Source organism: Klebsiella sp. KP20-425-1 (assembly GCF_025813515.1).
Lineage (GTDB): Bacteria > Pseudomonadota > Gammaproteobacteria > Enterobacterales > Enterobacteriaceae > Klebsiella > Klebsiella pneumoniae.
On sequence record NZ_CP109614.1, the window covers coordinates 3678960 to 3704904 of the forward strand.

The 25945-nt window shown below is 61.4% G+C and carries 22 protein-coding genes; 17 read left to right on the forward strand and 5 right to left on the reverse strand.

Going from position 1 to position 25945, the window contains the following annotated elements:
• Positions 1–74: 74 nt before the first annotated feature.
• From citR to OHJ17_RS18185, 3 genes are all read left to right on the forward strand, one after another.
• The gene (gene citR, locus OHJ17_RS18175) at positions 75–1007 is read left to right on the forward strand and encodes a DNA-binding transcriptional repressor CitR (protein ID WP_002894372.1); all 933 of its coding nucleotides are present in this window, start codon (positions 75–77) and stop codon (positions 1005–1007) included.
• 110 nt (positions 1008–1117) lie between these two features.
• On the forward strand, positions 1118–2341 hold the full coding sequence (locus tag OHJ17_RS18180; RefSeq protein WP_002894369.1) for a phosphoadenosine phosphosulfate reductase: 1224 nt from the start codon (positions 1118–1120) through the stop codon (positions 2339–2341).
• Positions 2326–2952: an IbrB-like domain-containing protein gene (locus OHJ17_RS18185; RefSeq protein WP_032432796.1), complete on the forward strand. Its 627-nt coding sequence runs from the start codon at positions 2326–2328 to the stop codon at positions 2950–2952. The genes OHJ17_RS18180 and OHJ17_RS18185 overlap by 16 nt, the downstream gene beginning before the upstream one ends.
• On the opposite strand, the gene OHJ17_RS18190 is transcribed toward OHJ17_RS18185, so the two are convergent.
• Positions 2953–4098, reverse strand: coding sequence for a pyridoxal phosphate-dependent aminotransferase (locus tag OHJ17_RS18190; RefSeq protein WP_072198077.1), 1146 nt, complete (start codon positions 4096–4098; stop codon positions 2953–2955).
• Positions 4099–4239: 141 nt separating this feature from the next.
• On the opposite strand from OHJ17_RS18190, the gene mtnC reads away from it, so the two are divergent.
• Together mtnC and OHJ17_RS18200 are read left to right on the forward strand one after the other, a co-directional pair.
• The gene (mtnC, locus tag OHJ17_RS18195; protein ID WP_004179015.1) at positions 4240–4929 is read left to right on the forward strand and encodes an acireductone synthase; all 690 of its coding nucleotides are present in this window, start codon (positions 4240–4242) and stop codon (positions 4927–4929) included.
• The gene (locus OHJ17_RS18200) at positions 4926–5468 is read left to right on the forward strand and encodes a 1,2-dihydroxy-3-keto-5-methylthiopentene dioxygenase (protein ID WP_002894357.1); all 543 of its coding nucleotides are present in this window, start codon (positions 4926–4928) and stop codon (positions 5466–5468) included. The genes mtnC and OHJ17_RS18200 overlap by 4 nt, the downstream gene beginning before the upstream one ends.
• Before the next feature lie 107 nt (positions 5469–5575).
• On the opposite strand, the gene OHJ17_RS18205 is transcribed toward OHJ17_RS18200, so the two are convergent.
• The gene (locus OHJ17_RS18205; RefSeq protein ID WP_032432793.1) at positions 5576–7885 is read right to left on the reverse strand and encodes a molybdopterin-dependent oxidoreductase; all 2310 of its coding nucleotides are present in this window, start codon (positions 7883–7885) and stop codon (positions 5576–5578) included.
• A 408-nt stretch (positions 7886–8293) separates the two neighbouring features.
• Here OHJ17_RS18205 and OHJ17_RS18210 point away from each other — a divergent pair, with 408 nt between their 5' ends.
• Genes OHJ17_RS18210 through OHJ17_RS18230 form a run of 5 tightly spaced genes read left to right on the forward strand, consistent with a single transcriptional unit; the run spans position 8294 to position 13761 of the window.
• Positions 8294–9274, forward strand: a complete 981-nt coding sequence (locus OHJ17_RS18210; RefSeq protein ID WP_002894353.1) for a sugar ABC transporter substrate-binding protein — start codon at positions 8294–8296, stop codon at positions 9272–9274.
• A gap of 44 nt (positions 9275–9318) precedes the next feature.
• Positions 9319–10821, forward strand: a complete 1503-nt coding sequence (locus tag OHJ17_RS18215) for a sugar ABC transporter ATP-binding protein (protein WP_072196909.1) — start codon at positions 9319–9321, stop codon at positions 10819–10821.
• Complete coding sequence (locus OHJ17_RS18220; RefSeq protein WP_004147555.1) at positions 10818–11807, forward strand: ABC transporter permease; 990 nt, start codon at positions 10818–10820, stop codon at positions 11805–11807. Before OHJ17_RS18215 ends, OHJ17_RS18220 begins: the two co-directional genes overlap by 4 nt.
• Positions 11804–12808: an ABC transporter permease gene (locus OHJ17_RS18225; RefSeq protein ID WP_032432787.1), complete on the forward strand. Its 1005-nt coding sequence runs from the start codon at positions 11804–11806 to the stop codon at positions 12806–12808. The genes OHJ17_RS18220 and OHJ17_RS18225 overlap by 4 nt, the downstream gene beginning before the upstream one ends.
• Before the next feature lie 11 nt (positions 12809–12819).
• On the forward strand, positions 12820–13761 hold the full coding sequence (locus OHJ17_RS18230; RefSeq protein WP_032432786.1) for a carbohydrate kinase family protein: 942 nt from the start codon (positions 12820–12822) through the stop codon (positions 13759–13761).
• A gap of 42 nt (positions 13762–13803) precedes the next feature.
• On the opposite strand, the gene OHJ17_RS18235 is transcribed toward OHJ17_RS18230, so the two are convergent.
• Genes OHJ17_RS18235 through OHJ17_RS18245 form a run of 3 tightly spaced genes read right to left on the reverse strand, consistent with a single transcriptional unit; the run spans position 13804 to position 16946 of the window.
• Positions 13804–14832 carry a 2-hydroxyacid dehydrogenase gene (locus OHJ17_RS18235; RefSeq protein WP_004191366.1) on the reverse strand — a complete coding sequence of 343 codons (1029 nt, stop codon included), beginning with the start codon at positions 14830–14832 and terminating at the stop codon, positions 13804–13806.
• On the reverse strand, positions 14829–16325 hold the full coding sequence (locus OHJ17_RS18240) for an FGGY-family carbohydrate kinase (protein ID WP_032432784.1): 1497 nt from the start codon (positions 16323–16325) through the stop codon (positions 14829–14831). The genes OHJ17_RS18235 and OHJ17_RS18240 overlap by 4 nt, the downstream gene beginning before the upstream one ends.
• Positions 16326–16337: 12 nt before the next feature.
• A complete protein-coding gene (locus tag OHJ17_RS18245; protein WP_002894164.1) occupies positions 16338–16946 on the reverse strand; it encodes a methylthioribulose 1-phosphate dehydratase in 609 nt (202 codons plus the stop codon).
• A 451-nt stretch (positions 16947–17397) separates the two neighbouring features.
• Between OHJ17_RS18245 and codB the strand changes: the two genes are divergently transcribed.
• From codB to OHJ17_RS18280, 7 genes are all read left to right on the forward strand, one after another.
• Positions 17398–18660: a cytosine permease gene (gene codB, locus OHJ17_RS18250; protein WP_023283417.1), complete on the forward strand. Its 1263-nt coding sequence runs from the start codon at positions 17398–17400 to the stop codon at positions 18658–18660.
• Complete coding sequence (locus OHJ17_RS18255) at positions 18657–19892, forward strand: PucR family transcriptional regulator (protein WP_009485211.1); 1236 nt, start codon at positions 18657–18659, stop codon at positions 19890–19892. The genes codB and OHJ17_RS18255 overlap by 4 nt, the downstream gene beginning before the upstream one ends.
• Positions 19889–21127, forward strand: a complete 1239-nt coding sequence (gene codA / locus OHJ17_RS18260; protein ID WP_020803768.1) for a cytosine deaminase — start codon at positions 19889–19891, stop codon at positions 21125–21127. The genes OHJ17_RS18255 and codA overlap by 4 nt, the downstream gene beginning before the upstream one ends.
• Positions 21128–21272: 145 nt before the next feature.
• Positions 21273–22223 (forward strand): LacI family DNA-binding transcriptional regulator, encoded by a 951-nt coding sequence (locus tag OHJ17_RS18265; RefSeq protein WP_072157843.1) that lies wholly within the window; start codon positions 21273–21275, stop codon positions 22221–22223.
• Between the two features lie 121 nt (positions 22224–22344).
• Positions 22345–23154, forward strand: a complete 810-nt coding sequence (locus OHJ17_RS18270; RefSeq protein WP_021464366.1) for an inositol monophosphatase family protein — start codon at positions 22345–22347, stop codon at positions 23152–23154.
• Positions 23155–23264: 110 nt separating this feature from the next.
• Positions 23265–24623, forward strand: coding sequence for an MFS transporter (locus tag OHJ17_RS18275; RefSeq protein WP_267302492.1), 1359 nt, complete (start codon positions 23265–23267; stop codon positions 24621–24623).
• A 25-nt stretch (positions 24624–24648) separates the two neighbouring features.
• A complete protein-coding gene (locus OHJ17_RS18280; RefSeq protein ID WP_004178993.1) occupies positions 24649–25917 on the forward strand; it encodes a histidine phosphatase family protein in 1269 nt (422 codons plus the stop codon).
• Positions 25918–25945: the final 28 nt, after the last annotated feature.

A 25945-nucleotide genomic window follows, 5' to 3' on the forward strand; every position in this document is an offset into this window, starting at 1 on the left:
CGCAAATATTAAGCTACAAAACATTATCATTAAGAATATCATAATCCGCACCGGTAATAAACAGGACTGCATTAATGGCAAATCTTTACGATCTGAAAAAGTTCGATTTGAATTTATTGGTTATTTTCGAATGTATCTATCAACATTTGAGCATCAGCAAAGCGGCGGCGATGTTATTTATCACCCCCTCAGCGGTGAGTCAGTCGTTGCAGCGTCTGCGCCAGCAGTTAAACGATCCGCTATTTGTTCGTGTTGGCAAAGGAATGACGCCCACCACCGCCTGCGTCAATCTTCATTATCATCTACAGCAAAATCTGGAGCAGCTGGAAAAAACCATCAATCTAAATAATCGCTCAGAACTGCGTAAACGTATTGTGATATATGGCCCCCCGCTGTTCTGTTCAGTCAATAGCCACGTTATGATTAACCAGCTCTGTCATCAGGCGAACTTGCAAATTGAGCACCATAACCTGACCACCACCGAATCGGCTGAGGAGCTGCTGGCGTATCGCCAGGCGGACCTGGTGTTCACCCGCATGCCCATTACCAACCGCGCCACGATCTGTCAGCCCTATCAGACGGTGCAGACGCTGGCGGTTTGCCGGGCGGGCCATCCGCGACGCGAAACGCTTACCTCGGTAGAGTCACTGGCGCAGGAGTTTTTCACTCACTATATTACCAACGATCCCGTTATTCAGCGCGTGCAGCAAAGCAGCATCGCCTGGCTGAATCCGCGCAATATTGCCTTTCGCAGCGACTCTTTTATGACCATTCTTAACATGATTAATAAAACCGACTTAATTGGCTTTTTGCCTTCCTATTTATATGACTTTATCTCACCCACTATGCAGCTTCACGCCATCAACATAGATAATCTTTTTCCGGATATCACGATCTACATTAATTACCACCATGCATCTTCGCAAAATCATTTTTTAACTGAATTAATCACCATATTAATGAATGATCGAGAGGCATCACGGCCCAAATTTAATCACAGCGAATAACGCCCTTCTGTTCCCCCGCTGCCAGAAACAATAATCGACCATTAATTTCCTACCCCTCATCGTTTATACTGAGCTAACGGGAATTTTCTACTATTAAAGGATTAATGGTCATGTCGTTTATTAAATATCCCTTACCGGAATCGGTGCTGCAGGCAACTGAGCAGCGGATCCAGTGGGTCATGGATAATTTTTCGCGCATCTGTGTCTCTTTTTCCGGGGGAAAAGACTCCACCGTTATGCTGCATTTAACCGCCCAGGCGGCGCGGTTACAGGGGAAAAAAATCTGCGTGTTGTTTATTGACTGGGAAGCGCAGTTCTCCTGCACCATCGCCCACTGTGAAAAACTGCGTGCGCTGTATGCGGATGTCATCGAAACCTTTTACTGGGTCGCCCTGCCGCTCACCACCCAAAATGCCCTGACGCAGTATAAGCCGCAATGGCAATGCTGGGAGCCCGGAACCGAGTGGGTACGCCAGCCGCCGCCCTGGGCCATTACCCACCCGGGCTATTTTTCATTTTATCAACCCGGAATGAGCTTTGAAGCCTTCGTCAGCCACTTCGCCGAGTGGTTTTCGCAGCGTCGTCCCGCCGCCGTGCTGGTGGGCATTCGCGCCGACGAATCGCTAAATCGCTTTATGACGATTTCTTCACAGCGTAAACAGCGCTTCGCCGACGATAAACCATGGACCACTTCAGCGCCGGGCGGCCATGCCTGGTACATCTACCCGCTCTATGACTGGAAAACCGCCGATATCTGGACCTGGTTTGCCAAAAGCGGCGAGCCCTATAACCCGTTGTACGATCTGATGTATCAGGCCGGGGTGCCGCTGCGCTATATGCGCATTTGCGAACCGTTTGGTCCCGAGCAGCGCCAGGGGCTGTGGCTGTATCACGTGCTGGAACCTGAGCGCTGGGCCGCGATGTGCCAGCGAGTGAGCGGCGCGCACAGCGGCGGGGTCTATGCCGGGCATGATAATCAGTTCTACGGTCATCGGAAAATCGACAAGCCCGACCACCTGACGTGGAAAAGCTACGCCCTGTTCCTGCTCGACAGCATGCCGGAAACCACCGCCGAGCACTACCGCAATAAAATCGCCGTCTACCTGCGCTGGTACCAGAAAAAAGGTATGGAGGATATTCCGGATACCCAACCTGCGGACATTGGCACCAAAGATATCCCATCCTGGCGGCGAGTCTGCAAAGTACTGCTCAATAACGATTACTGGTGCCGTCAGCTTTCGTTTAGCCCAACCAAAAGCAGCCACTATCAGCGCTACCGTAAACGCATGGAAAAACATCGCCAACAATGGGGGATATTATGCAACAACAACTGACGCAGGCGCTGGAAGCTTACCTGCAAAAGCTGGATGACGAGGCGCGCATTGAGGCTATCAACGCGTTTCGCCAGGTGCTCCACCACTACAGCCCCTTCCGCTCGCAGCCCGTCGACTGCGTGCTGTGGGTCAAACAGGAGCTGGTCGCCCCCAACGACTACAACCCGAATAACGTGGCGCCGCCGGAGAAGCGTCTGCTGCAAACGTCGCTGGAGGCCGACGGCTTTACCCAGCCGGTCGTCGTCATCCAGCAAGGCCCACAGGCGTATACGATTGTCGATGGTTTTCACCGCCATGAGCTGGCCTGCAGCAAAGCCGCGCTGAAAAAAACGCTGAAAGGCTATTTGCCGGTGACCTGCCTGACGAGTGAAGCTGCCTCGCGTGACGGGCTGATGGCAGCGACCATACGCCATAACCGGGCGCGCGGTCGCCACCAAATCCACGCCATGTCAGAGATCGTCCGCGAGCTGACCCAGCTCGGCTGGACGCCGCAGAAAATCGGCAAAGAGCTGGGGATGGATGCCGATGAAGTGCTGCGTCTGAAGCAAATTAGCGGCCTGACAGAAATGTTCGCCGGCCGCCAGTTCTCCCAGGCGTGGACGATTAAGTAACTACAGCTGGCACAAACGCGCCGCCGCAGCCAGCAGAGTCGCCGGCTGTTTGGCGAAGCACAAGCGGATCAGCTTGTGCGGGAACGGATCGGCGCAGAAGACGGAGAGCGGGATCGCCGCCACGCCGATCTCAGTGGTCAACCAGCGGCAGAAGCTGACATCGTCAAGATCGGAGATGGCGCTGTAGTCCGCCAGCAGGAAATAGGTCCCTTCACAGGGCAGGATTTCCAGCCGGCTTGGGCGCAGCGCTTCAATAAACAGATCGCGACGTTCCCGATAAAACGCCGGCAGCTCACGATAATGCTCCGGCGCTTCGCGCAGCATGTCGGCGATCGCCAGCTGCGCCGGGGTATTCACCGAGAAGGTCAGATACTGGTGCACCTTGCGCAGTTCGGCGCTGATGGCCGCCGGGGCCACGCAGTAGCCGACCTTCCAGCCGGTCATATGAAAGGTTTTGCCAAACGAAGAGACCGCCACCGCCCGCTCGCGCAGCTGCGGATGCGCCAGTACGCTGGCGTGGCCGCCCTCAGCAAAGCAGATATGCTCATAGACTTCATCGCTCAGGACATAGATCTCGCGTTCGGCGATCGCCTGCCACAGGGCGGCAAAATCCTCGCGCTGCCAGACGGTGGCCGAAGGGTTGTGCGGGGTGTTGAGGATCACCAGCCGGGTTTTCTCGCTCAGGGCGGCGGCAAATTGCCACCAGTCGACGCGAAAATGCGGCGGCTGCAGCGCAATACGACGTAACTCGCCGCCGGCCAGCGCCACCGCAGGGGCGTAGCTGTCATAGCTGGGATCGAAACAGATCACCTCGTCGCCGCGGCGCACCAGGGCGGTGATCGCCGCATACAGGGCCTCCGTCGCGCCGGCGGTGACCGTGATCTCGCTGTTAACGTCGGGCTGGTAACCATACAGCTCCGCCGTCTTCCCGGCGATCGCCTCGCGCAGCGCCGGCACGCCGGTCATCGGGGCGTACTGATTCGCCCCCTGCGCCACGTGGTACGCCAGACGCTCCTGAAGATAGCGCGGGCCGTCAAAATCGGGAAAGCCCTGGGACAGGTTTATGGCCTGATGCTGCTGGGCCAGGGCGCTCATCTGGGTAAAAATCGTGGTGCCGAGCGCAGGAAGTTTACTCTCTGGAATCAAGGGGTTATTGTTCATTCTTTTTATACCGATTGTAATGCTGTTGTTGAAGCCACTATAACACGATGTTAATATTTGGCAATCAAGACGCTTAGACGTCTAAATGCTAATGTTATTCCACGCTACGCCCACTCTGGAGAAACCATGATCCGCGCCATCGTGACCGACATAGAAGGCACCACCAGCGATATCCGCTTTGTGCATAACGTGCTGTTCCCCTACGCCCGCGAACGACTGGCCGGCTTTGTGACCGCTCAGCAGCACGCTGAACCGGTCAAAACCATTCTCGACAACCTGCGCCGCGAAACAGACGCCCCCGCCGCCAGCACCGCCGACCTTATCACTACCCTCTTCGCCTTTATGGATGAAGACCGTAAATCCACGGCGCTGAAGGCGCTGCAGGGGATCATCTGGCGTGACGGCTATCTCAACGGCGACTTTACCGGCCATCTCTACCCGGACGTACTGCCGGCGCTGGAGCAATGGAAAGCGCAGGGTATTGATCTGTATGTATATTCCTCAGGCTCGGTGGCTGCGCAGAAATTGTTATTTGGCTACAGCGATGAAGGTGATATTACTCATCTGTTCACGGGCTATTTCGATACCCTGGTAGGCGCCAAACGCGAGGTGCAGTCCTACCGTAACATTGCTGAACACCTGGGCCATGCCCCTGGCACCATCCTGTTCCTGTCGGATATCCATCAGGAACTTGATGCCGCCGAGGCCGCGGGTTTGCGCACTGTGCAGCTGGTTCGCGGCGACCGCGACCCGGCGAGCCACCATCCTCAGGTTCAGCGTTTTGACGACATTCATCCGGAGCAGATCCCAGCATGAGCGCATTAACTCTTTTTTCCGTGACCGATCCGCAAACGCCGGTCTGGCACAGCACCGACGCCAAAGCGATTCAGGATCAACTTAACGCCAAAGGCGTCCGCTTCGAGCGCTGGCAGGCCGACCGCGACCTCGGCGCAAATCCCAGCCCAGAAACGGTGATTGCCGCCTATCAGCATGCGATTGATAAACTGGTCGCCGAAAAGGGCTACCAGAGCTGGGACGTCATCAGCCTGCGCGCCGATAACCCGCAAAAAGAGGCGCTGCGGGAAAAGTTCCTGAACGAGCACACCCATGGCGAAGACGAGGTGCGGTTTTTTGTCGAGGGCGCTGGCCTGTTTTGCCTGCACATTGGCGACGAGGTGTTCCAGGTGCTGTGCGAAAAGAACGATCTGATTTCGGTTCCCGCCCACACTCCGCACTGGTTTGATATGGGTTCAGAACCGAACTTCACCGCCATTCGCATTTTTGATAACCCGGAAGGCTGGATCGCCCAGTTTACCGGCGACGATATCGCCAGCGCCTACCCGCGGCTGGCGTAACGTCAAACTGTCGTCAGTCTTAAACCGCCAGGGGCGGGCTTTGCCGGAGGCGGCGCATACCGCGCCTTCTCCGGGCTACCCGCCCCGCCGCCGGCGAGCGCCAACGCCTAAACTTCAATAAACTTCGGCGGATCAAAGGCGGTGATCGGTGGCAGCTCCTCTCGCCACGGGGCGATCTCCACCCAGCAGCTCTGGGCGCTACAGCCCTGTCCCAGGCGCGAACTGCCGCGATCCTCGGTTAATACGTTGGGATTACCGTGCTTATCGAGCGACCGTTCTTCCTTCGGATCCAGCGGGTCATACCAGGCGCCGGTGGACATCTGTACCACGCCGGGCAAAATCTGCTCGCTCAGGTGCACGCCCGCCAGAATCGCCCCGCGGTCGTTATAGACTTTCACCACGCTGCCTTCGCGGATATCCCTTGCCTGCGCATCGCTCGGATGCATCCACAGCGGCTCGCGTCCCTGAATTTTCGTCGCCAGGCTGACGCTGCCGTGGTCGTACTGACTGTGCAGGCGGGCGCGCGGCTGGCTGGAGAGCAGATGAAGCGGCCAGCGCGCCGCCTCCTGCCGCTGGCGGGCGGCCTCCTGTTCATCCCACCACGGATGGCCAGGGCATTCGCGATAGCCAAACCCGGCGACGGTGGCGGAAAAGAGTTCAATTTTGCCGGAGGGGGTGGAGAGCGGATAGCGCTGCGGATCGGCGCGAAAATCGGCGAGAAAAATTTGCGGCCGCTTCGGCGCGCTGTACTCCAGCACCCCTTGCTGCCAGAAGTCATCGAACGAGGGCAGCGCAATACCCTCCTCCTGCGCCCGCGGTCTTGACTCCTCATAGAGATGACGCAGCCACTGCCCGGCGTCCCGCCCTTCGCTGAACGCTTCCCCGAAGCCCAGCCGCCCGGCCAGATCGCAGAAAATGGCGTAATCGTCACGCGCTTCGCCCACCGGCGGGATCTGCGCGCTCATGGCGATCATATACCCGTCGTGACCGCCGCTGCCGATATCCTCTCGCTCCAGCGAGGTGGTGGCCGGCAGAACGATATCGGAGAATTTGGCCTGCGCGGTCCAGTATTGCTCATGCACCACCACCGTCTCCGGGCGGCGCCAGGCCTCGCACAGTCGGTTGATGTCCTGATGATGATGAAACGCATTGCCTCCCGCCCAGTAGACTAAACGGATATCGGGATAGCGCCGCTGCTGACCGTCGAACTCATAGGTTTCTCCCGGGTGCAGCAGCATATCGGACAGCCGCGCCACCGGGATAACGCTGTCCACCGCATTCTCTCCGGCGGGTAAGCGTGGGCCGGAAAACGCTTTTCGCACCGCGCCCGCCAGGTTGGTGCAGGCGTAGCCAAACCCGAGGCCGCCGCCCGGGGTGCCGAGCTGTCCCAGCAGCGCAGTCAGGGCCACCGTCGCCCAGTAGGCCTGCTCCCCTTGACGGGCGCGCTGGATAGACCAGGAGATATTCACCATCGTCCGGTGGCGGGCCATCTCCCGCGCCAGATCGGCGATGCGCTGGGCGTCCAGGCCGGTAATCGCCGCCGCCCACGCTGGGGTTTTCGCCACGCCATCGTGCTCGCCCAACAGATAAGCGCGATAGGGGGCAAACCCGACGGTATGGCTGGCAACAAACGCCTGGTCGTAGAGAGACTCAGCGATCAGCACATAGCTCAGGGCCAGCAGCAGTGCGGTATCGGTGCCCGGCCGAATGGCCAGCCACTCGGCGTCGGGCACCGCGCTGAGGTCATTGCGCACCGGACTGATATTGATAAACCGCGTGCCGTTGGCCTGCATCTTATCCAGCCAGTACTGGAGCATATGGTCATTGGCGCCGCCGCCGTTGACCTGGGCATTGCGCAGCGGCAGACCACCAATGGCGACAAACAGCTGACACTCCCGGGCCAGCTCGGAAAAATGGGTATGCTGCCGGTGCAGCGGGCTCAGCGGCCCGAGAATATGCGGCAGAATACGCTCGCCCGCGGCGCTGCTATAGGTATTGGTGCTGGCGGTGTACCCGCCAAAGCCCTTGAGAAACCGGTGCAGCTGGCTCTGCGCATGGTGAAAGCGTCCAGCGCTGGCCCAGCCGTAGGAGCCGCCGTAGATCGCCTCATTGCCGCAGCGCGCCTTGACCGAGCGCAGCTCGCGCGCCAGCAGGTCCAGGGCCACCTCCCAGCTGACTTCGACAAAGGGCTCTTTACCTCGCCCTTCTCGTGACGCCGGCCCGTGCTGGAGATAGCCGGCGCGCACCGCCGGACGGCGAATGCGCGTTTGGCTGGTCACCGCGTCGGGAAGCGACTGGCCGATGCGTGAGGGATTTTTATCCCAGGGCACCGGCTTAACCGCCACGATCTCGCCCTCACTGCTCTCCACCTGCCAGGTTCCCCAGTGCATCACCGTATAATTATGCTGTTTCTTCATAGCGCCCGCGTTCTTCTCAGCTTAAGGTTCATTACAATAAAGCGGGGAAATAGGGTAATAATCCTTACCCGGCCAGACATTGCTCTGCTAAAAAAAGCTTTAGCCCGCGCAATCTTCTTTTTTTCTCTGTAGACGCCGTATTTCCCATGCACTCACAATATTAAGAAAATTGTCTTTATCCGCTAAATAAACACGGAATAAGTCAAAAATAAAACCACAAAATAAAAAGGTCTATCCGCCATCATGAAATATTTTCAGGTTCCTCATGACAAAATAAACTTTTTCTCTGACGTTTCTGCGATATAACATTCCTGGCATAACTTAGACTTATTTTGTATTTGAGGTGGCGAGGTGCTTCTTGTCATGCTACCGGTCCGCAACCACCTTCATCACAGGATCATAATAACAATGTCGCAGAAAAGAAAATTATTGCCTGCCGCGCTGGGACTGCTTTCCCTTGCCTCGCTGAGCGTCGCTGCCGCAGACGCCCTCTCCTTACAGGGAAAAACCATTGGCGTTGCCGTGGTCGGCACTCAGCATTTCTGGGATCGCGAGGCCTTTAAAGGCGCGACAGAGGAGGTGGAGAAGCTGGGGGGCAAAGTCATTGGCGTCGATGGCGGCCGCGATAATCAGGTGCATGCCAATAACCACGATATTTTACTGTCACGCAAGGTGGACGCGGTAATTAGTATTCTCGGCGATAGCGCCGTCGAACCAAAATTTAAAGCATTGCGTGATGCCGGTATCCCGGTATTTACCGTAGATCATGTTTCTCAATATTCGGTCAACAATACTACTTCCGATAACTACACCTTAGGCTCAACCATCGGCCGCTACATGGCGGATGAATTAGGCGGCAAAGGCAACGTCGCCGTATTTAACGCCTTCTCCAGCGCGCTGCGTATTTGCGGAATTCGCTACGATCAGTGGAAATATGTCCTTAAGGATTATCCGGATATTCATATTATCCAGCCCGAGCTCGCGGAACAGTTCGCCAACTCGCCGGAAGACGCGCGCAAGAAAACCCTCGAATTACTCAGCCAGTATCCGAAAGGTAAACTGGACGCCATCCATGTCGCCTGCTGGGATCAACCGGCCATCGGCATCGTCCAGGCGCTGGAAGAGACCGGTCGCGATAAAGACGTGAAAGTGACGGCCATCGACGCCGGTCCGGAGACCCTGGAGATCATGGCGGAGCCCGGCAGCCCGTTCGTGGCTAACGTCGCGCAGCAGCCGCATCTGATCGGCCAGACCTCGGCTGACAACGTGGCCCGCTACTTTGCCGGCCAGAAACTACCGGTGCAAACCTTTATTCCGGTGGTTCCGGTGAAAGGTCCGCAGGAAGCGAAAGCGGTGTATAAACAGTTGGGATACGGCGAGCTGCAGTGATTAATCAACATCCTGGCGGGGAACGCCCCGCCGCTGGTCTGGTCATGGAGCAGATCGGTAAACGTTTTGCCAGCGTCACCGCGCTTAATGCGGTTACCCTGCGCCTCAATCCGGGGGAGATTCATGGCCTGATTGGCGAGAACGGCGCCGGTAAATCGACGCTGATCAAGATCCTCGCCGGTGTCTATCAGGCCGACAGCGGCAGCGCCACCCTCGACGGTCACCCGCTGCCCCTCGGCAATCCGGCAGCCATCGAAGCCGCCGGCATCCGCGTTATCCACCAGGAGTTGAACCTGATCCCGCACTTTACCGTCGCGGAATCGGTGTTTCTGGGCCAGGAGTATCGCACCCGCTGGGGGGCGCTGGATCGCCGACGGATGAAGGCCGCCACGGGGCAATTTTTCCAGCAAAACTGGCAGCTGGCGATCGACCCCGAACGGTTGGTGCGCGACCTGAGCCTGGCCGAGCGCAAGCTGGTGCAGATTGCCCGCGCGCTGATCGACGGCGCAGCGCGGCTGGTGGTGTTCGACGAACCCACCGCCCCCCTGGAGGCGCAGGAGGCCAGTCTGGTCTCCTCCGCTATCCTGCGCCTGCGCGACCAGGGCATTGCCATTCTGTATATTTCCCACTACCTCAATGAGATAGCCACCCTCTGCGACCGCGGCACCGTGCTGCGCAACGGGGAAGTGGTCGGCTACCCGGACCGCGACCTGCTGCAGAATACCGAAGCGCTGATCGCCATGATGGTCGGCCGGGAAATCGACCAGCTGTATACTCCGCGCCAGCGCCCGGCGGCAGACAATGGGGCGACCCCGCTGCTCTCGGTGCGCCAGCTGAGCGACGGGCGGCAGTTGCAGGATCTCTCTTTTGATATTCAGCCGGGCGAAATCGTCGGCGTCGCCGGCCTGCTGGGCGCCGGACGCGATGTGCTGGTCGACCTACTCTACGGCTTACGCCCGGCGGAACGCGGCACCATCCACCTCGAGGGCCGGCCGCGGCGCATTCGTACGCCAAAGCAGGCGATCCGCGCCGGCATGGCGCTGGTGCCACGCGACCGCCGCCATCAGGGGCTGATCCTGCCCTTCACCACCGCCGACAATATTAATCTCGCCTCACTGCCGGAGACCGCCACCTTTGGCTGGGAGCGGCGGGGTATCGCCGAGCAGAAAGCGCGCGACTGGATAGAACAGCTGGCAATCCGCCCGGGACGCCCGGGGCTGCCGGTACGCTACATGAGCGGCGGCAACCAGCAAAAAGCGATCCTCGCCCGCTGGCTGGGGACCGATGCCCGGCTGTTTATTCTCGATGAACCCACCCTGGGGGTCGATATCGGCGCCCGCCGGGATATTTATCAACGGACGCGCCAGCTGGCCGATAAAGGACGGGCGGTGCTGGTCTCCTCCAGCGACGCCCCCGAACTGCTCGGACTATGCGACCGGATCCTGGTCCTCTGGCGCGGCGCTCTGGCGGCCAATCTGCCCACCCGCGGGCTAACGCTGGACGCCCTGCTGGTGGCTATCAACGGCGGACAGGAGCCTTCACCATGAGTACTGCTATCCAGCGTCGCGGCCGTCCGGGCCTGGCGACGCTGATTGAAAAATTTCCCCTGATCCTGTTTCTGGCGCTGCTGGTATGGCTGAGCGTACAGTCGCCCTACTTTCTCAGCTGGCAAAATATCAGCCTGATGCTGGTCCAGAGCGTTCCGCTGGCAATCCTTTGTTTCGGCCTGGTCTGCGTTATCGCCGTGGGCGGAGATGACGTGGTCTCCGGCGGCATCGACCTCTCCCTGCCGGCGACGGCGGTGCTCGGCGTCGCGCTGCTCAGCCTCGGGCTGGCCGAATGGCACACGCCGTATCTCCTGCTGCTGGCGCTGCTGGCGGCGGTTTGCCTGCTGTGCGGGGCGATCAACGGCTTGCTGGTGCTGGCGGCCGGCCTGCCGCCGCTGCTGGCCACCCTCTCGACCTCGGTGGCGTTTACCGGCCTGACAGATCTGTTGACCGGCCAGCGACGCATTGCGGTCAGCGATCCGCTGATGGTCGCCTTTCGCGACAACAGCGTGCTGGGCCTGCCCTGGCCGCTGGTCTACCTGCTGGGGGTGTTTATCCTGTTCCAGTTCCTGCTCCACCACTCCCGCTTCGGCCAGCATGTGCAGGCGGTGGGCGGCAATCGCGATATGGCGCAGATGAGCGGCCTGAACGTGCGCCGCTTGACCCTGCTGGTCTGGCTGTTAGCGGGCATTGCCGCCGGGCTGGCTATTCTGCCGCTGCTCAGCCAGGGCTCCGGCAGCTCCAGCGGGACGGCCACGCCGCTGCTGCTGGAGACCGTGCTGGCGACCTTTATCGGCGCCGCCTTCTCGCGCCGTCGGGTGGTCACCATCTGGGGCGCGCTGCTGGGGGCAATCCTGGTCAACGCCCTCTCTAACGGGCTCGGCCTGCTGGGGGTCAATATCTTCTGGATGGGCGCCATTAAAGGCGGCCTGATCCTGGTGGTGCTGGCGGCCTCGGCGGTCAGACACAAAGGAGGCGAGGCATGAGTCAAATCACCCTGAAAACCTCTGCGTCGGCGGAACAGACGGCCAGCAGCCCGCTGGCCTGGCTGTCGCGGGCCGGATTTGGCGTCATCATCCTGCTGGCCATCGCCCTGTTTGGCTGGGCGAATCCGGTATTTTTAACCGTGGATAACTGGGCCAACCTGCTGCAGGGCAGCGCGATCCTGCTGATTGTGGCGATGGCGATGACCCTGATCGTCAGCGCCGGGGCGATTGATCTGTCGGTGGGCGTCGCGCTCGATTTCGGCGCCGCCTTCGCCCTCGTCGCCCTGAAAACCTGGCATCTGCCGTGGCAGGCCGCGGTGGGCTGCGCCCTGCTCGGCGGCGTGCTGATTGGCCTGCTCAATGCCTTTCTGATCCTCATCTGCCGGATCCGCCCCTTCCTCGCCACGCTCGGCACCTGGTTTATCGCCAGCAGCGCCGAGCGCATCTATACCGACGGCGGCGGCGCGATAGCCTATCGGCGGATGGCTCCGGAGTATCACGACCTGGCGGTGGGCAACCTTGGCGGGATCCCCACGCCGGTAGCGATCGTGCTGGCGCTGTGGCTGGCGGCCTGGCTGGTTACCGAGCGCACCCTGTGGGGCAAATATGTCCGCGCCATCGGCCAGAACAGCGAAGCGGCGCGTATCGCCGGGATCCGCGATCGCCTGACCATGCTCGGCGTGCTGGTGACCGCCTCGGCGCTCTGCGCCGTCGGCGGGGTGATCCTCTCCTCCAACCTGCGGCAGTTTACCCCGCTGGCCGGGCAGTCTTACCTGATGGACGCCATTGCGGCAGTATTTATCGGCACTGCCTTTAACCGTCTGGGCCGGGTCAGCATCCTCGGCACCCTCGGCGGCGTGCTGTTCCTTGCCATTATTGATAACGGCCTGAACCTGATGGGGCTCAATTATCTGGTGAAGGACGCGCTGGTCGGCGTGATTCTGGTGGTGGCCCTCGCCCTATCCTTCTGGCAGGCGCGCCTGCGCCAAACGCATCGCTAAACGGGAGAACGATGGCAACCTTTGACGCCGTATTTGTCGGCCTGACTATTCTGGATATCGCCGGGCGCCCGGTGGTGGCGATCCCGCCGCGCGGCGGCGTCGCCTTTATCGAGCAAATTCGTCTCAACCCCGCCGGCACCGCCGCCGGGGCTAATATCAACGCCGCGAAGCTCGGGATCCGCACCGCAGCGGTGGCCTGCCTGGGCGAAGATGAAAAGGCCGACTTTATCCTCGCCAGCTATGCCCGGCTGGGCATCGACTGCTCGCTTATCCAGCGCACCGCGCTGAAGGAGACCTCGGCGACGATCCTGCCGATTCGCCCCAACGGCGAACGTCCGGCCCTGCACTGCCGGGGCGCGTCTGACGCCCTGTTTGTCAGTGAAGCGGAATTTGACGCCGTCCTTGACTGTCGTTTCCTACATCACGGCGGGACCGGGCTGCTGGCGGCAATGGACCAGGGACAGAGCACGCGGCTGTTGCAGGCGGCCAAAGCGCGCGGAGTCACCACCAGCTTTGACCTTATCGCCCCGAATGAAGAGACCCTCGAACTACTGCGGCCCCTGTTGCCGTCGGTGGATTATTTCATGCCTTCGCTGGAGGAAGCCGCCTTTCTCTCCGGAGAGACGCAGCCGGAGGCCATCGGCCACTTCTTCCTGGCGCTCGGCGTGGGCACCTGCATTCTGAAAGACGGCGAGAACGGCTCCTGGCTTATCGGCCGCGATGGCGGGCCGCAGCATATTGCGCCGTGGCCGGTCGAGGCGGTGGATACCACCGGCTGCGGCGACAGCTACTGCGGCGGGTTTATTGCCGCACTGGCGCGCGGACTCAGCGTGAAAGCAGCGTGTGACGTCGCCTCGGCGGTGGCCGCGCTGGTGGCGACCGGGATGGGATCGGATGCCGGGGTAGTGGACTGGGAACAGACCCAGGCTTTTATGGCGGCCCATCGCCCCTGACGATGGACCCGCGCCGCTGCAGAACGCGGCGGCGCAAGCGGCTTAACGCCACTGATACAGCAGCGGCTCCCCGGCGACATAGCGCTGAAGATCGGCGGCAATCATCGCCGTGTGTTTGGCGATACTCTCCCGGGTGGCTCCGGCGATATGCGGCGTGATAATCACGTTATCGAACTCGATGACAAAAGGATGATCGCGCCACAGCGGTTCGCGGTGATAGACATCCAGCGCCGCGCCGCCCAGCGGGCCGTGGCGCAGGGCATCAATCAGCGCTGCCTCGTCGACCACCGCCGCGCGAGAGGTATTGATCAGCAGCGCGCCGGGCTTCATGCTGTTTAACAGCGCGGCATTCACCAGCCCGTCGCTGTGCGGCCCGCTGCTCAGGTGCAGGCTGACGATATCCGCCTCGCGGAACAGCGCCTCCAGGGTCGTTTTCTGTAACCCTGGCTCATTGATATCCTCTGCGGCGACGAACGGATCCACCACCAACACCGCCATGCCGAACGCCCGGGCGATACGCGCCACCCGGCGGCCAATGTTGCCATACCCCACCAGCCCCAGCGTTTTATTGCGCAGTTCAGTGCCTTTAAACACTTCATAGGGGCTTTCCGGGCTCACGTCCCAGACCACATCCCGCCGCAGACCCTGCTGGGTGGCGGCGGCGGCATTGTCAGCCTGCGTGAATTCCCCCCGCTTCAGCGCCGCATGAGATTGCGGAATATGGCGCGCCAGGCTGAGCATCAGGCCAAGCGTCAGCTCCGCGGCGGCATCGGCATTGCGCCCCGGGGTGTAGAGCACCCGGATGCCGCGCGCCTGGGCGGCCTGGGTATCAATATTCACCGGATTCGCGCGGGTGCAGGCGATCACCTGCAGGCGCGGACAGGCGGCCATTACCGCGTCCGTCACCTCATCATAGCTGGTCACCAGCACCTCGGCGTCGTGGGCCAGCTCAATCAGCTGACCGGCGCTGAGTTTCGGTTTGCCCAGCGCCCACCCCTCCACCAGCAGCTCGCCCAGCTGGTGGAAGGCGCTAAGGTCGCCAGCATGCTCGGCGGTAAAAACGATTTTCATGGTTGTAGGTCCTGAGAAAGAGGTTGAAGGGCGGCCTTTCTGGCCTGCCATACCGGCAGCATCTGCTCGCGCAGCAGGCGGTAAACGGGATACAGCGCCGCGTAGCGGGCATGCGCCTGAGGGCGCGGCTGATAGCGGGTCTGCGCCAGCGGAGGCGTCTCGGCCAGCGCCGCGACGCTACGGGCCGCCAGGATCGCCGCGCCGCGCGCGCTCAGTTCGTTAAAGGCGCTGGAGACCACCGTGCGTCCGGTACAGTCGGCGATAATCTGCAGCCAGGTCGCCGAGGCTGCGCCGCCGCCGGTCAGATACAGCTCGCCGCCCTGCGGATAACCCTGCAGCGCATCGACAATGGCGAAGGCCAGTCCTTCAAACACCGCGCGCTGCAGTTCGGCGCGGGTGGTGTGCGGGCTAATGCCGAAAAAGCCGGCCCGCGCGTCCGGGCTGTAAAACGGCGCACGTTCGCCATTGAGGTACGGCTGCCAGAAGACGCCGCCGCTGCCTGGCTCCACCGCCGCGATCGCCTGCTCCAGGCGCCCCAGATCGGCGTCCAGCGAAATATGCTGCTGCAGCCAGTCAATGTTTGGCGTACCGGCCTGCATCGGAAACAGGGAGATCACCTGTCCGGCTTCGGTATGGGTGACAAAGCGCGTCGCCTCGTTCACCGTCTGCGGGCCGCGGCAGACGATCCCGGTGCAGCAGGTGGTGCCGAGGATCGTGTAGATATCCCCTTCGTTGACCGCGCCGCAGCCCAGCGCGGCGCTACAGACATCCAGCGCCCCGGCGGCCACCGGCGTCGCGGCGGGCAGCCCGGTCAGCGCCGCCACCGCGTCGCTCAGCGTGCCGGCCGGGGCATCCGGGGCCAGCAGCGGGGGAAACAGCGGCAGCAGTTCGTTCAGCCCCATCTCGTTCATCACCACCGAGGACCAGCTGCCGGTCTGCTGATTGAGTAACGAGCTGCTGGCGTCCGTCAGCTCCAGCGCCGCCACGCCGGTCAGGCGAAAGCGGATCCAGTCCTTGGCGAAAAAAAGATAGCGCGCGGCCGCCAGCCGCGCCGGCTGATACTGTTTCAGCCAGTACAGCTGCAGGCTGGTATTGCAGGGCTGCAGGTGGGTGCCGGTATCGGCGAAATAGCGGCGGTCGAAGCCGGGTCGGCGCAGCAGGTCGCTCATCAGCTCGTGGCTGCGGGTATCGCTCCACAGGATCCCCGGGCCCACCGGTTCGCCCTGATCATCGCTGAGCCAGACCCCCTCCCCTTGCCCGGCGAGGCCGATAGCCCGCAGCCGCCCCGCCTGTAGCGCCGGATGGCGGGCAATCTGGCGCAGAATAGCCAGCACCGAATGCCACAGCTGGGTCATATCCTGTTCCGCGTAGCCATTGGCCGACAGGCGGGGTGAGGTATTTTCCGCGGCGCTGGCGCAGGCGGTGAAATGCTGATCAAACAGCACCGCTTTCACCCGCGAGGTGCCAATATCGATACCAAGATAAAAATCCATACCTGCTCCGGCTCAGGGCTCGTAGCGGCGGCGCATCAGCTCGCACTCGAACAGGAACTCCAGCCCCTCCAGTTGACGGCGGGCCTCCTGAATATCTTTCCCCCAGCAGGTCAGGCCGTGGCCGCGCAGCAGAAAGCCGTAGCGCAGCGGGCGGGTTTGCGCATAATCGGCAATCCGCGCCGCCAGGGCGTCAATATCCTGGTCATTATCGAAGATGGCGATCGGAACAGTATCGAGATGGCTATGCTGCCCGCTAAGGGTTTTCTGCATTTCATACCCTTGCAGCGCCAGCGTGTCGCTTTTTTCGATGCGCGACAGCACGGTGGCGTTGACGGTATGCACATGCAGCACCACGTTGGCTTCCGGGAACAGGCGATACACCAGGGTGTGCAGACCGGTCTCGGCCGACGGCTTCCGTCCGGAAGGCGCCTGGTTGGTGGCGATCTCAACCTGCAGAAAATCCTCGGTTGTCAGGCTGCCTTTGTCGCGGCCCGACTCGCTTAGCCAGCACCAGGTATCATCCTGACGCACCGACATATTGCCGCCGGTCGCCGGCGCCCAGCCTTTCGCGCCGATCCAATGACAGGTGGTGACCAGTTGCGCGAGTCTTTCTTGCCACATAGCAGTTCCTTAGGTTAGCGATGATTTATTTAGCCGTCTAAATGGCTATTTATCCGATACTAACACCGCTAACCGGAGGGGACAATATTTCAGGAAACACACACAAGACAAATGGTTATATCATAAAAGCATATTAAATAACCTTTATTCACAGTGATTTAACCAACCGTTTTCAGTACACCACTATTCTCCACTACTCTCTGGCCAAAAACAGGCGGATCGTCCTGGCTAAAATTCTCCTCCGGCGCCAGGGATGCGCTCACCGCCCTCCTCTGCCCTGGACTGGTGCAAAACCTGGCAGGATGCACAGTAGAATGGCATTACCCCTCCGGGATCCTTCAATAACTGTGCATGTTGCACACCGCGCGCTATTCCCCGTGCCCGGTTTTTCCTGGCACATCTCTTGCTACTTCCGGCTATCACCGCCCATCTACCAGCCAGAGGTTCCAGGATGTCAAACAGCAATGATTTTCCCCTCGTCGAAGCGCCCGCCGCCGGACGCAAAGGCGTATTTTCCATCGCCATGGTGTTGTTCAGCTTTACCTTTTTCACCGGCACGATGTTCGCCGGCGGTAAACTCGGCGTCTCCTTTTCCATCGTCAATCTGCTGTGGATAGCCGTCATCGGCAACGCCTTGCTGGCCCTCTATGCCGCGTCGCTGGGCTGGATCGCCGCGCGCAGCGGCCTGAATACGGTGCTGATGGGCCGGTTCTGCTTCGGGGAGATTGGCAGCAAGCTGGCCGATTTTATTCTTGGCTTTGCCGAGCTGGGCTGGTACGCCTGGGGCACCGCCACGGTCGCTATCTCGTTGGTGAAGATCCTCGCTCTGCCCGAGGCGCTGACCCAGCCGTTGATGGTGCTGTTTGGTATTCTGTTCTGCGTCACCGCGCTGGTGGGCTACAAGGGGCTGGACGCGCTGTCGCGCCTGTCGGTGCCATTGATGTTTGTGCTGCTGATGGTCTCCATGTATCTGGCGCTGCACCACGCCGGCGGCTGGCAGGCGATGACCCGTATTGCGCCGAGCGACACCATGACCTGGTCGGCGGCCATCACCATGGTCTTCGGCACTTTCGCCAGCGGCGCCACCCAGGCGACAAACTGGACCCGGCTGGCTAACTCCAGCCGGACCGCCATTCTCGCCAGCATGGGCAGCTTCCTCATCGGCAACGGGCTGATGATCGTCGCCGGCGCCTGGTGCGCTATCGTCTATCAACAGGCCGATATCGTTGAAGTGCTGATCCTGCAGGGGCTGTCGGTGGCCGCGGTGATCATGCTCTGTCTCAACCTGCTGACCATCCAGGGCCCCACCATCTATAACGTCTCCGCCGCCGCCTGCCATCTGCTGCGCAGCGAACGTCGCCGGACGCTGACCCTCGCCGCCGCCGGGGTGGGCATTGTGCTGGCCATTGGCGGGATGTACGAAATGCTGATCCCCTTCCTCGTGCTGCTGGGCAGTATTATTCCGCCCATCGGCGGGGTGATCCTCGCCGACTACTGGTTCGCCCGCAGCGGGCGCTATCCCCTGCTGCAGAACGCCCGCCTGCCGCGTTTTAACTGGCTGGGACTCGGCGCCTACGCCGCCGGCGCGGTGGTGGCCTATCTTTCGCCGTGGATCGCGCCGCTGGTGGGGATCACCGTCTCCGCGCTGGTCTATATCGTCCTGACCCTGCTAAGCAAACGCCAGCCTGCCGCCGTCGCGGAGCAGGAGCCATGAGCCTGACGGTCAGCGAACTGCTGGCCCTTGAGGGACTCTCCGCCCTGCGTCTGCGGGCGGGAAAGCAAGGGCTGCAGCGGGCCGTACGCTGGTACTATGTGGCGGAAAATGAACATATCGCCGAGTGGATCATGGGCGGCGAGCTGGTGTTTATCACCGGCATCAACCATCCCCGGGATGAAGCCAACCTGATCCAGTTGCTGATGGAGGGCAAACAGCGCGGCATCGCCGGGATGGTGATCCTCACCGGCGAGGCCTATATCCACGCCATTCCCGCCACGCTGATCGCCCTTGCCGACGAGCTGGGCATGCCGCTGATCGAGCAGCCCTACCTGCTGAAGATGGTGATTGTCACCGAGCGCATCGGCACCGCGCTGGTCCGCAGCGAAAACGTCCTGCAGTCGCAGCGCGACATTCTGATGCAGCTGGTCACCGGCGACTATCCGGACCTGCAGATGCTCCACCAGCGCGCCCTCCATCAGCAGCTCGATTTTACCCGTCCGCTGCGGCTGGCGGCGCTGCGTCTGGAGGGGCTGTCCCGCCTGTTTCGCCAGTTCCCGCCCGAGCAGGCCGAAGCCTGGCTACTGCAGGCCCACCGCAGCGTACGTCAGCAGCTGCAGCAGCAGCTCAACCAGCAGGGCAATCCCTTCCCGCTGCTGGAGCGCAGCAATATGTTTCTTTTCCTGCTGCCGGATGAGGAGGGGGAAGGCTTTCAGCAGAAAAAATGGCTGCAGCAGTGGCTGCAAACCCTGGCGGACGGAGAGGAGAGTTTATCGCTGCTCTGCGGCCTCTCCGCGCCGGTCAGGCAGCTGCAGGGTTACCCGCGGGCGCTGTCGCAGGCGCGCCAGGCGCTGGATCTGTGCGATACCCTGCGGCCAACCCAGCGCATCAGCGACTATCAGCAGCTGGGGTTTATCAAACTGCTGTCCGCGGTCAGCGACCCGGCGCTGCTCAACGATTTTATGCACGACACCCTCGGCTGCCTGATCGAGCCGGGCCGTAAAGCGCCGTGGCTGCTGCTGGAGACCCTCGAGACGCTGCTGCAGGAGAACGGCAACGTGGTGCGGGCCGCCGACCGGCTGGGTCTCCATCGCAACACGTTGCATCAGCGCATACAGCGCATTGAAAAACTGACCGGCTACCCGGTCAGCCACCCTCAGTTTCATCTCAACGCCTCGGTCGCGCTGGTGATCTGGCGTTTATCGCAAAACCATTTACAGGACCCACCATGAAAATTATTAACGCTCGCCTGCGCCGCCAGGAGGCGCTGTTTACCCTTGACCTGCAGGACGGGATGATTCACCGCATCACCGCCCAGGCCGCGATGCAGACTGCCGACGCAGGGGATATCGACGCCCAGGGCCGGCTGGCGATCCCGCCCTTCGTCGAGCCGCATATCCATCTTGATGCCACCCTCACCGCGGGCGAGCCGGAGTGGAACCGCAGCGGCACCCTGTTTGAAGGCATCACCCGCTGGAGCCAGCGCAAAGCGAGTATTACCCCGGAGGACACCCGTCAGCGAGCGCTGAAAACCATCGGCATGCTGCGCGATTTCGGGGTCCAGCACGTCCGCACCCATGTGGATGTCACCGATCCGTCGCTGTCGGCCCTGAAGGCGCTGCTGGCGGTGAAACAAGAGGCCGCCGATCTCATCGATCTGCAGATTGTCGCCTTTCCGCAGGAGGGAATCGAATCGTATCCCAACGGCCGGGAGCTGATGACGCGCGCCATCGAGATGGGCGCCGACGTGGTGGGCGGCATTCCGCACTATGAGAACACCCGCGACAAAGGGGTCAGCTCGGTGATGTTTTTGATGGACCTCGCCCAGCGTTACGGCCGCCTGGTGGATGTCCACTGCGATGAAATCGACGATCCGCAGTCGCGTTTCCTCGAAGTACTGGCGGAAGAGGCGCGGGTGCGCGGCATGGGGGCCCAGGTCACCGCCAGCCACACCTGCGCGATGGGCTCTTATGATAACGCCTACTGCTCAAAGCTGTTTCGCCTGCTGAAAGCCTCGGGCATCAACTTCATCTCCTGCCCGACCGAAAGCATTCATCTGCAGGGCCGGTTTGACAGCTGGCCGAAACGGCGCGGCGTCACCCGGGTGGCGGAGCTGGATCGCGCCGGCATCAACGTCTGCTTTGCCCAGGACTCGATTCAGGATCCGTGGTACCCGCTGGGGAACGGCAATATCCTGCGCATTCTGGATGCCGGACTGCACATCTGCCATATGCTCGGCTATGACGATCTGCAGCGCTGCCTCGACTTCGTCACCGACAACAGCGCCCGGGCGCTGTGTCTGGGCGATAACTACGGCCTCGCCGAAGGCCGCCCGGCGAACCTGCTGATCCTCGATGCGGAAAACGACTACGAGGCCGTCCGCCGTCAGGCACGGGTGCTGACCTCCATTCGCCACGGCAAGGTGATTTTGCAGCGTGAGGTGGAGCACATCCGCTACCCGGCATAGGGCGCAAGGCGCTGCGCGACGACGCCTTTCTGTGATACCTTTTCAGGCAGTGTGCGTGACCGACGCCCGCCCGGGCGTCGGCATCCTGGAAAACAGACGGCGCGAAACGACGATGAGCGATAAAAAATGGATTAAGGCCGAGGACGTGGCCAGACTGGCCGGCGTCTCGCGCTCGGCGGTCTCCCGCACCTTCACCCCCGGCGCCTCGGTGTCGGAGAAGACCCGGCAGAAGGTGCTGAGCGCCGCGGAAGCCCTGGGCTATCAGGTGAATATCATCGCCCGGACGATGATCACCGGCAGCAGTAATTTTATCGGCATCGTTACCGCCGGTTTCGACAACCCGTTTCGCAGCAAACTGCTGGCGCCGCTGGTCCATCAGCTGGCGCTCAACGGCTTTATGCCGCTGCTGATGAACGCTGACGATCCGCAGCAGCTCGCCCCCTCGCTTAAACAACTGCTGAGCTATCACGTCGCCGGGGTGATCATCACCTCCGGCGCGCCGCCGCTGTCGCTGGCGGAGGAGTATCTGGCGCGCAAGATCCCCGTCACCCTGATCAACCGCCATGCGGACCTCGCCGGCTGCGACCGGGTGTGCAGCGATAACGCCCAGGGAGCGAAGCTGGTGGCGGATCTGTTCAGTCGCCGAGGCTGGCGGCAGGTTGGCTTTATTGGCGAAAATCGCGAGAACTTCAGCACCCGCCAGCGCTATGAGGCTTTTATCGCCCGGACGTCGGATATGGCGGTGAGCAGCCGCTTCTGCGACGGCGGCGGCTATCAGGCTGGCTACCAGGCTGCCAGAGAATTGGTTGCTGAAAACCCCGGGATGCAGGCGCTGTTTTGCGCCACCGATATGCTGGCGCTGGGCGCCCAGGACGGCCTGCGGGACGCCGCCGCCCCGCTGCCGGCCATCGTCGGCTTTGACGATATCCCGCAGGCGGACTGGCAGCCCTATCAGCTCACCACCGTTCAGCAGAATACCGCCCTGCTGGCCCACCACGCGGTGGATTTGTTAATGACGCGGATCGCCCGCTTCAGCCTGCCCTCGCGCCATCGCGAAGTGCCGGTGAAACTAATTATTCGTCATAGTGCGAAATGAAAAAATCATTTTATGCTGGAGCGATCACAGAATCTTCTGCGAAACCCGGCCACACTCATTCGGCCCTTCGGGGCTGTTTTTTTCACGCAAAATGCACACGTGTGCAAAATAGGGAGTCACTATGCAATCTCAGGAATCAGAAGCGCTACAGGCCCGCTACCGTCTGGCCTGCGAGCTGGCGAAAGCGGGGGCTGAGCTGGCGTTTGAATACTATCAACAGCGCGAGGCGCTGACCGTCGACCATAAGGGCGACGACCTGCAGGATGTGGTCAGCGTGGCCGATAAGCGGGTGGAGACCTTTGTCAAACAGCGCATTCAGAGCGCGTTTCCGGAGGATGGTTTTCTCGGCGAAGAGAGCGGCGCCCGCCTGCCCGACGCGCGAGTGCTGTGGGTGGTCGACCCCATCGATGGCACCAGCTGTTTCCTCAACGGCCTGCACACCTGGTGTCTGTCGCTGGCGATCGTCGCCGACGGCGAACCGGTCATCGGCGTGGTCTACGACCCCAACCATCGCGAGCTGTTTCACGCCCTGCGGGGCCATGGCGCCTGGCTCAACGACGCTCCGATCCGTCCGCACCCCGCGACGATGGTCAAAGAGGGCGTGATGGGCGTCGGCACCTCGCATCGCGTCACCCCGGCGGACTTTCTGCCGTTTCTGCAGGCGCTGCTCAGCGACGGCGGCATGTTTATCCGCAACGGCTCCGGGGCGTTGATGAGCGCCTGGGCGGCGGCGGGCCGGTTGATTGGCTACTACGAGCCGCACATGAACCCGTGGGACGCCCTGCCGGGGCTGGTGCTGATGCGCGAAGCGGGCGGCGCCAGCAACGATTTTCTGGCGCAGGAGGGGATCCAGCGCGGCAATCCGCTGCTGCTGGCCAGCCAGACGCTCTACCCGCAGCTGAAAAAGATGATCCCACAACCATTACATTAACCCTTACGGGTCAGGCTATTTCTGATTATGTACTCTACACAGTAACGATAACTTCATTCACGGACGAACCACATCAATCAGTCAGGCCTCCGACCTGCGGAGAACCACCTATGTCTGGAATTATCGCTTTTTTCCGGGCGTCGCCGCCGAAAGCGGGCGCCGCGTTTGATGAACACCGTTTTCGCCGGGTGCGCTGGCAAACCTTTATCGCCATGACCCTGGCCTACGTCACCTTTTACGTCTGCCGGTTATCCTTCACCGTCGCCAAAAGCGCGCTGGTGGAGCTGGGGATCACCCCGACGGAGCTCGGCATGATCGGCTCTACCCTGTTCTTCAGCTACGCCATCGGCAAACTGGTCAATGGTTTTATCGCCGATCACGCCAACGTGGTGCGCTATATGAGCCTCGGTTTATTGCTCAGCGCCGGGATGAACCTGATGATGGGGATGACCACCAACGCCCTGCTGCTGGCCATCTTCTGGGGGATCAACGGCTGGGCGCAGTCGATGGGCGTCGGCCCCTGTGCGGTCTCGCTGGCGCGCTGGTACGGCGTTAAGGAGCGCGGCACCTTCTATGGCATCTGGTCGACGGCGCATAATATCGGCGAGGCGGTGACCTATATGGTGATCGCCGCGGTGATCGCCGGGTTTGGCTTGCAGATGGGCTACCTGTCCACCGCCGCGCTCGGCGCCGCCGGCGTGGTGCTGCTGGTGCTGTTCATGCACGATTCGCCGCAGAGCAGCGGCTTCCCGTCCATCAACGTCATCCGCGATGAACCGCAGGAGGAGGTCGAAGCCCGCGGCTCGGTGTTTAAAAACCAGCTGCTGGCGCTGCGCAACCCGGCGCTGTGGACCCTCGCCCTCGCCTCCGCCTTTATGTACATCGACCGCTACGCCGTCAACTCATGGGGGATCTTCTTTCTCGAGCAGGATAAAGCTTATTCCACGCTGGAGGCGTCCGGGATTATCGGCGTCAACGCTATCGCCGGCATCGCCGGGACCATCATCGCCGGCATGCTCTCCGACCGCTTTTTCCCGCGCAACCGCAGCGTGATGGCCGGATTCATCAGCCTGCTGAACACCGCCGGCTTCGCCCTGATGCTCTGGTCGCCGCACAATTACTACACTGATATTCTGGCGATGATTATCTTCGGGGCCACCATTGGCGCTCTGACCTGCTTCCTTGGCGGGCTGATCGCCGTCGATATCTCTTCGCGCAAGGCCGCCGGGGCCGCGCTCGGCACCATCGGCATCGCCAGCTACGCCGGCGCCGGCCTGGGCGAGTTTCTCACCGGGATCATTATTGATAAAACGGCTATCCTTGAAAACGGCAAAACGCTGTATGATTTCAGCACGTTGGCGCTGTTCTGGGTGGGTACCGGTCTGGGTTCCGCGCTACTCTGTTTTACCACTGCCGCCATCGTCGCCCGGCGCCATGCCGTCGAACGGCAGACCTCGTTCTCCTCATAACCGATTAACGAATAAGGAAGAAGATATGATGCCTGCAAGACATCAGGGACTGTTACGCCTGTTTATCGCCTGCGCGCTGCCGCTGCTGGCGCTGCAATCTGCCGCCGCCGCGGACTGGCAGCTGGAGAAAGTGGTCGAGCTCAGCCGCCACGGTATTCGTCCGCCGACGGCCGGCAACCGGGAAGCCATCGAGGCCGCCACCGGCCGACCGTGGACCGAGTGGACCACCCATGACGGGGAGCTCACCGGCCATGGCTATGCCGCCGTGGTCAACAAAGGGCGTGCGGAAGGCCAGCATTACCGCCAGCTCGGCCTGCTGCAGGCCGGATGCCCGACGGCGGAGTCGATATACGTGCGCGCCAGCCCGCTGCAGCGGACGCGAGCGACCGCCCAGGCGCTGGTGGATGGCGCCTTCCCCGGCTGCGGCGTCGCTATCCATTATGTCAGCGGGGATGCCGATCCCCTGTTTCAGACCGACAAGTTCGCCGCCACGCAAACCGACCCCGCCCGCCAGCTGGCGGCGGTGAAAGAGAAGGCCGGGGATCTGGCGCAGCGTCGGCAGGCGCTGGCGCCGACCATCCAGCTATTGAAACAGGCGGTTTGTCAGGCCGATAAGCCCTGCCCGATCTTCGATACCCCGTGGCAGGTCGAGCAGAGCAAAAGTGGGAAGACCACCATTAGCGGACTGAGCGTGATGGCCAATATGGTGGAGACGCTGCGTCTCGGCTGGAGTGAAAACCTGCCTCTCAGCCAGCTGGCGTGGGGCAAGATCACCCAGGCCAGGCAGATCACCGCCCTGCTGCCGCTGTTAACGGAAAACTACGATCTGAGTAACGATGTGTTGTATACCGCGCAAAAACGCGGGTCGGTGCTGCTCAACGCTATGCTCGATGGCGTCAAACCGGAGGCGAATCCGAACGTACGCTGGCTGCTGCTGGTGGCCCATGACACCAACATCGCCATGGTACGCACGCTGATGAACTTTAGCTGGCAGCTGCCGGGCTACAGCCGGGGAAATATCCCGCCGGGCAGCAGCCTGGTGCTGGAGCGCTGGCGCAACGCGAAGAGCGGAGAACGCTATCTGCGGGTCTATTTCCAGGCGCAAGGCCTCGACGACCTGCGTCGTCTGCAGACGCCGGACGCGCAGCACCCGATGCTGCGTCAGGAGTGGCATCAGCCGGGCTGCCGTCAGACCGACGTCGGTACGCTGTGTCCCTTCCAGGCGGCTATTACCGCCCTCGGTCAGCGTATCGACCGATCATCCGCCCCGGCGGTAGCCATGGTCCTGCCGTAGCGGCGCGGTGTTTGTCCGGGCCCGGGAA

Coding starts and splice junctions, on each gene's coding strand:
- citR (WP_002894372.1), top strand. CDS start 75: ATGGCAAATCTTTACGATCTGAAAAAGTTCGATTTGAATTTATTGGTT.
- OHJ17_RS18180 (WP_002894369.1), top strand. CDS start 1,118: ATGTCGTTTATTAAATATCCCTTACCGGAATCGGTGCTGCAGGCAACT.
- OHJ17_RS18185 (WP_032432796.1), top strand. CDS start 2,326: ATGCAACAACAACTGACGCAGGCGCTGGAAGCTTACCTGCAAAAGCTG.
- mtnC (WP_004179015.1), top strand. CDS start 4,240: ATGATCCGCGCCATCGTGACCGACATAGAAGGCACCACCAGCGATATC.
- OHJ17_RS18200 (WP_002894357.1), top strand. CDS start 4,926: ATGAGCGCATTAACTCTTTTTTCCGTGACCGATCCGCAAACGCCGGTC.
- OHJ17_RS18205 (WP_032432793.1), bottom strand. CDS start 7,885: ATGAAGAAACAGCATAATTATACGGTGATGCACTGGGGAACCTGGCAG.
- OHJ17_RS18210 (WP_002894353.1), top strand. CDS start 8,294: ATGTCGCAGAAAAGAAAATTATTGCCTGCCGCGCTGGGACTGCTTTCC.
- OHJ17_RS18215 (WP_072196909.1), top strand. CDS start 9,319: ATGGAGCAGATCGGTAAACGTTTTGCCAGCGTCACCGCGCTTAATGCG.
- OHJ17_RS18220 (WP_004147555.1), top strand. CDS start 10,818: ATGAGTACTGCTATCCAGCGTCGCGGCCGTCCGGGCCTGGCGACGCTG.
- OHJ17_RS18225 (WP_032432787.1), top strand. CDS start 11,804: ATGAGTCAAATCACCCTGAAAACCTCTGCGTCGGCGGAACAGACGGCC.
- OHJ17_RS18230 (WP_032432786.1), top strand. CDS start 12,820: ATGGCAACCTTTGACGCCGTATTTGTCGGCCTGACTATTCTGGATATC.
- OHJ17_RS18235 (WP_004191366.1), bottom strand. CDS start 14,832: ATGAAAATCGTTTTTACCGCCGAGCATGCTGGCGACCTTAGCGCCTTC.
- OHJ17_RS18240 (WP_032432784.1), bottom strand. CDS start 16,325: ATGGATTTTTATCTTGGTATCGATATTGGCACCTCGCGGGTGAAAGCG.
- OHJ17_RS18245 (WP_002894164.1), bottom strand. CDS start 16,946: ATGTGGCAAGAAAGACTCGCGCAACTGGTCACCACCTGTCATTGGATC.
- codB (WP_023283417.1), top strand. CDS start 17,398: ATGTCAAACAGCAATGATTTTCCCCTCGTCGAAGCGCCCGCCGCCGGA.
- OHJ17_RS18255 (WP_009485211.1), top strand. CDS start 18,657: ATGAGCCTGACGGTCAGCGAACTGCTGGCCCTTGAGGGACTCTCCGCC.
- codA (WP_020803768.1), top strand. CDS start 19,889: ATGAAAATTATTAACGCTCGCCTGCGCCGCCAGGAGGCGCTGTTTACC.
- OHJ17_RS18270 (WP_021464366.1), top strand. CDS start 22,345: ATGCAATCTCAGGAATCAGAAGCGCTACAGGCCCGCTACCGTCTGGCC.
- OHJ17_RS18275 (WP_267302492.1), top strand. CDS start 23,265: ATGTCTGGAATTATCGCTTTTTTCCGGGCGTCGCCGCCGAAAGCGGGC.
- OHJ17_RS18280 (WP_004178993.1), top strand. CDS start 24,649: ATGATGCCTGCAAGACATCAGGGACTGTTACGCCTGTTTATCGCCTGC.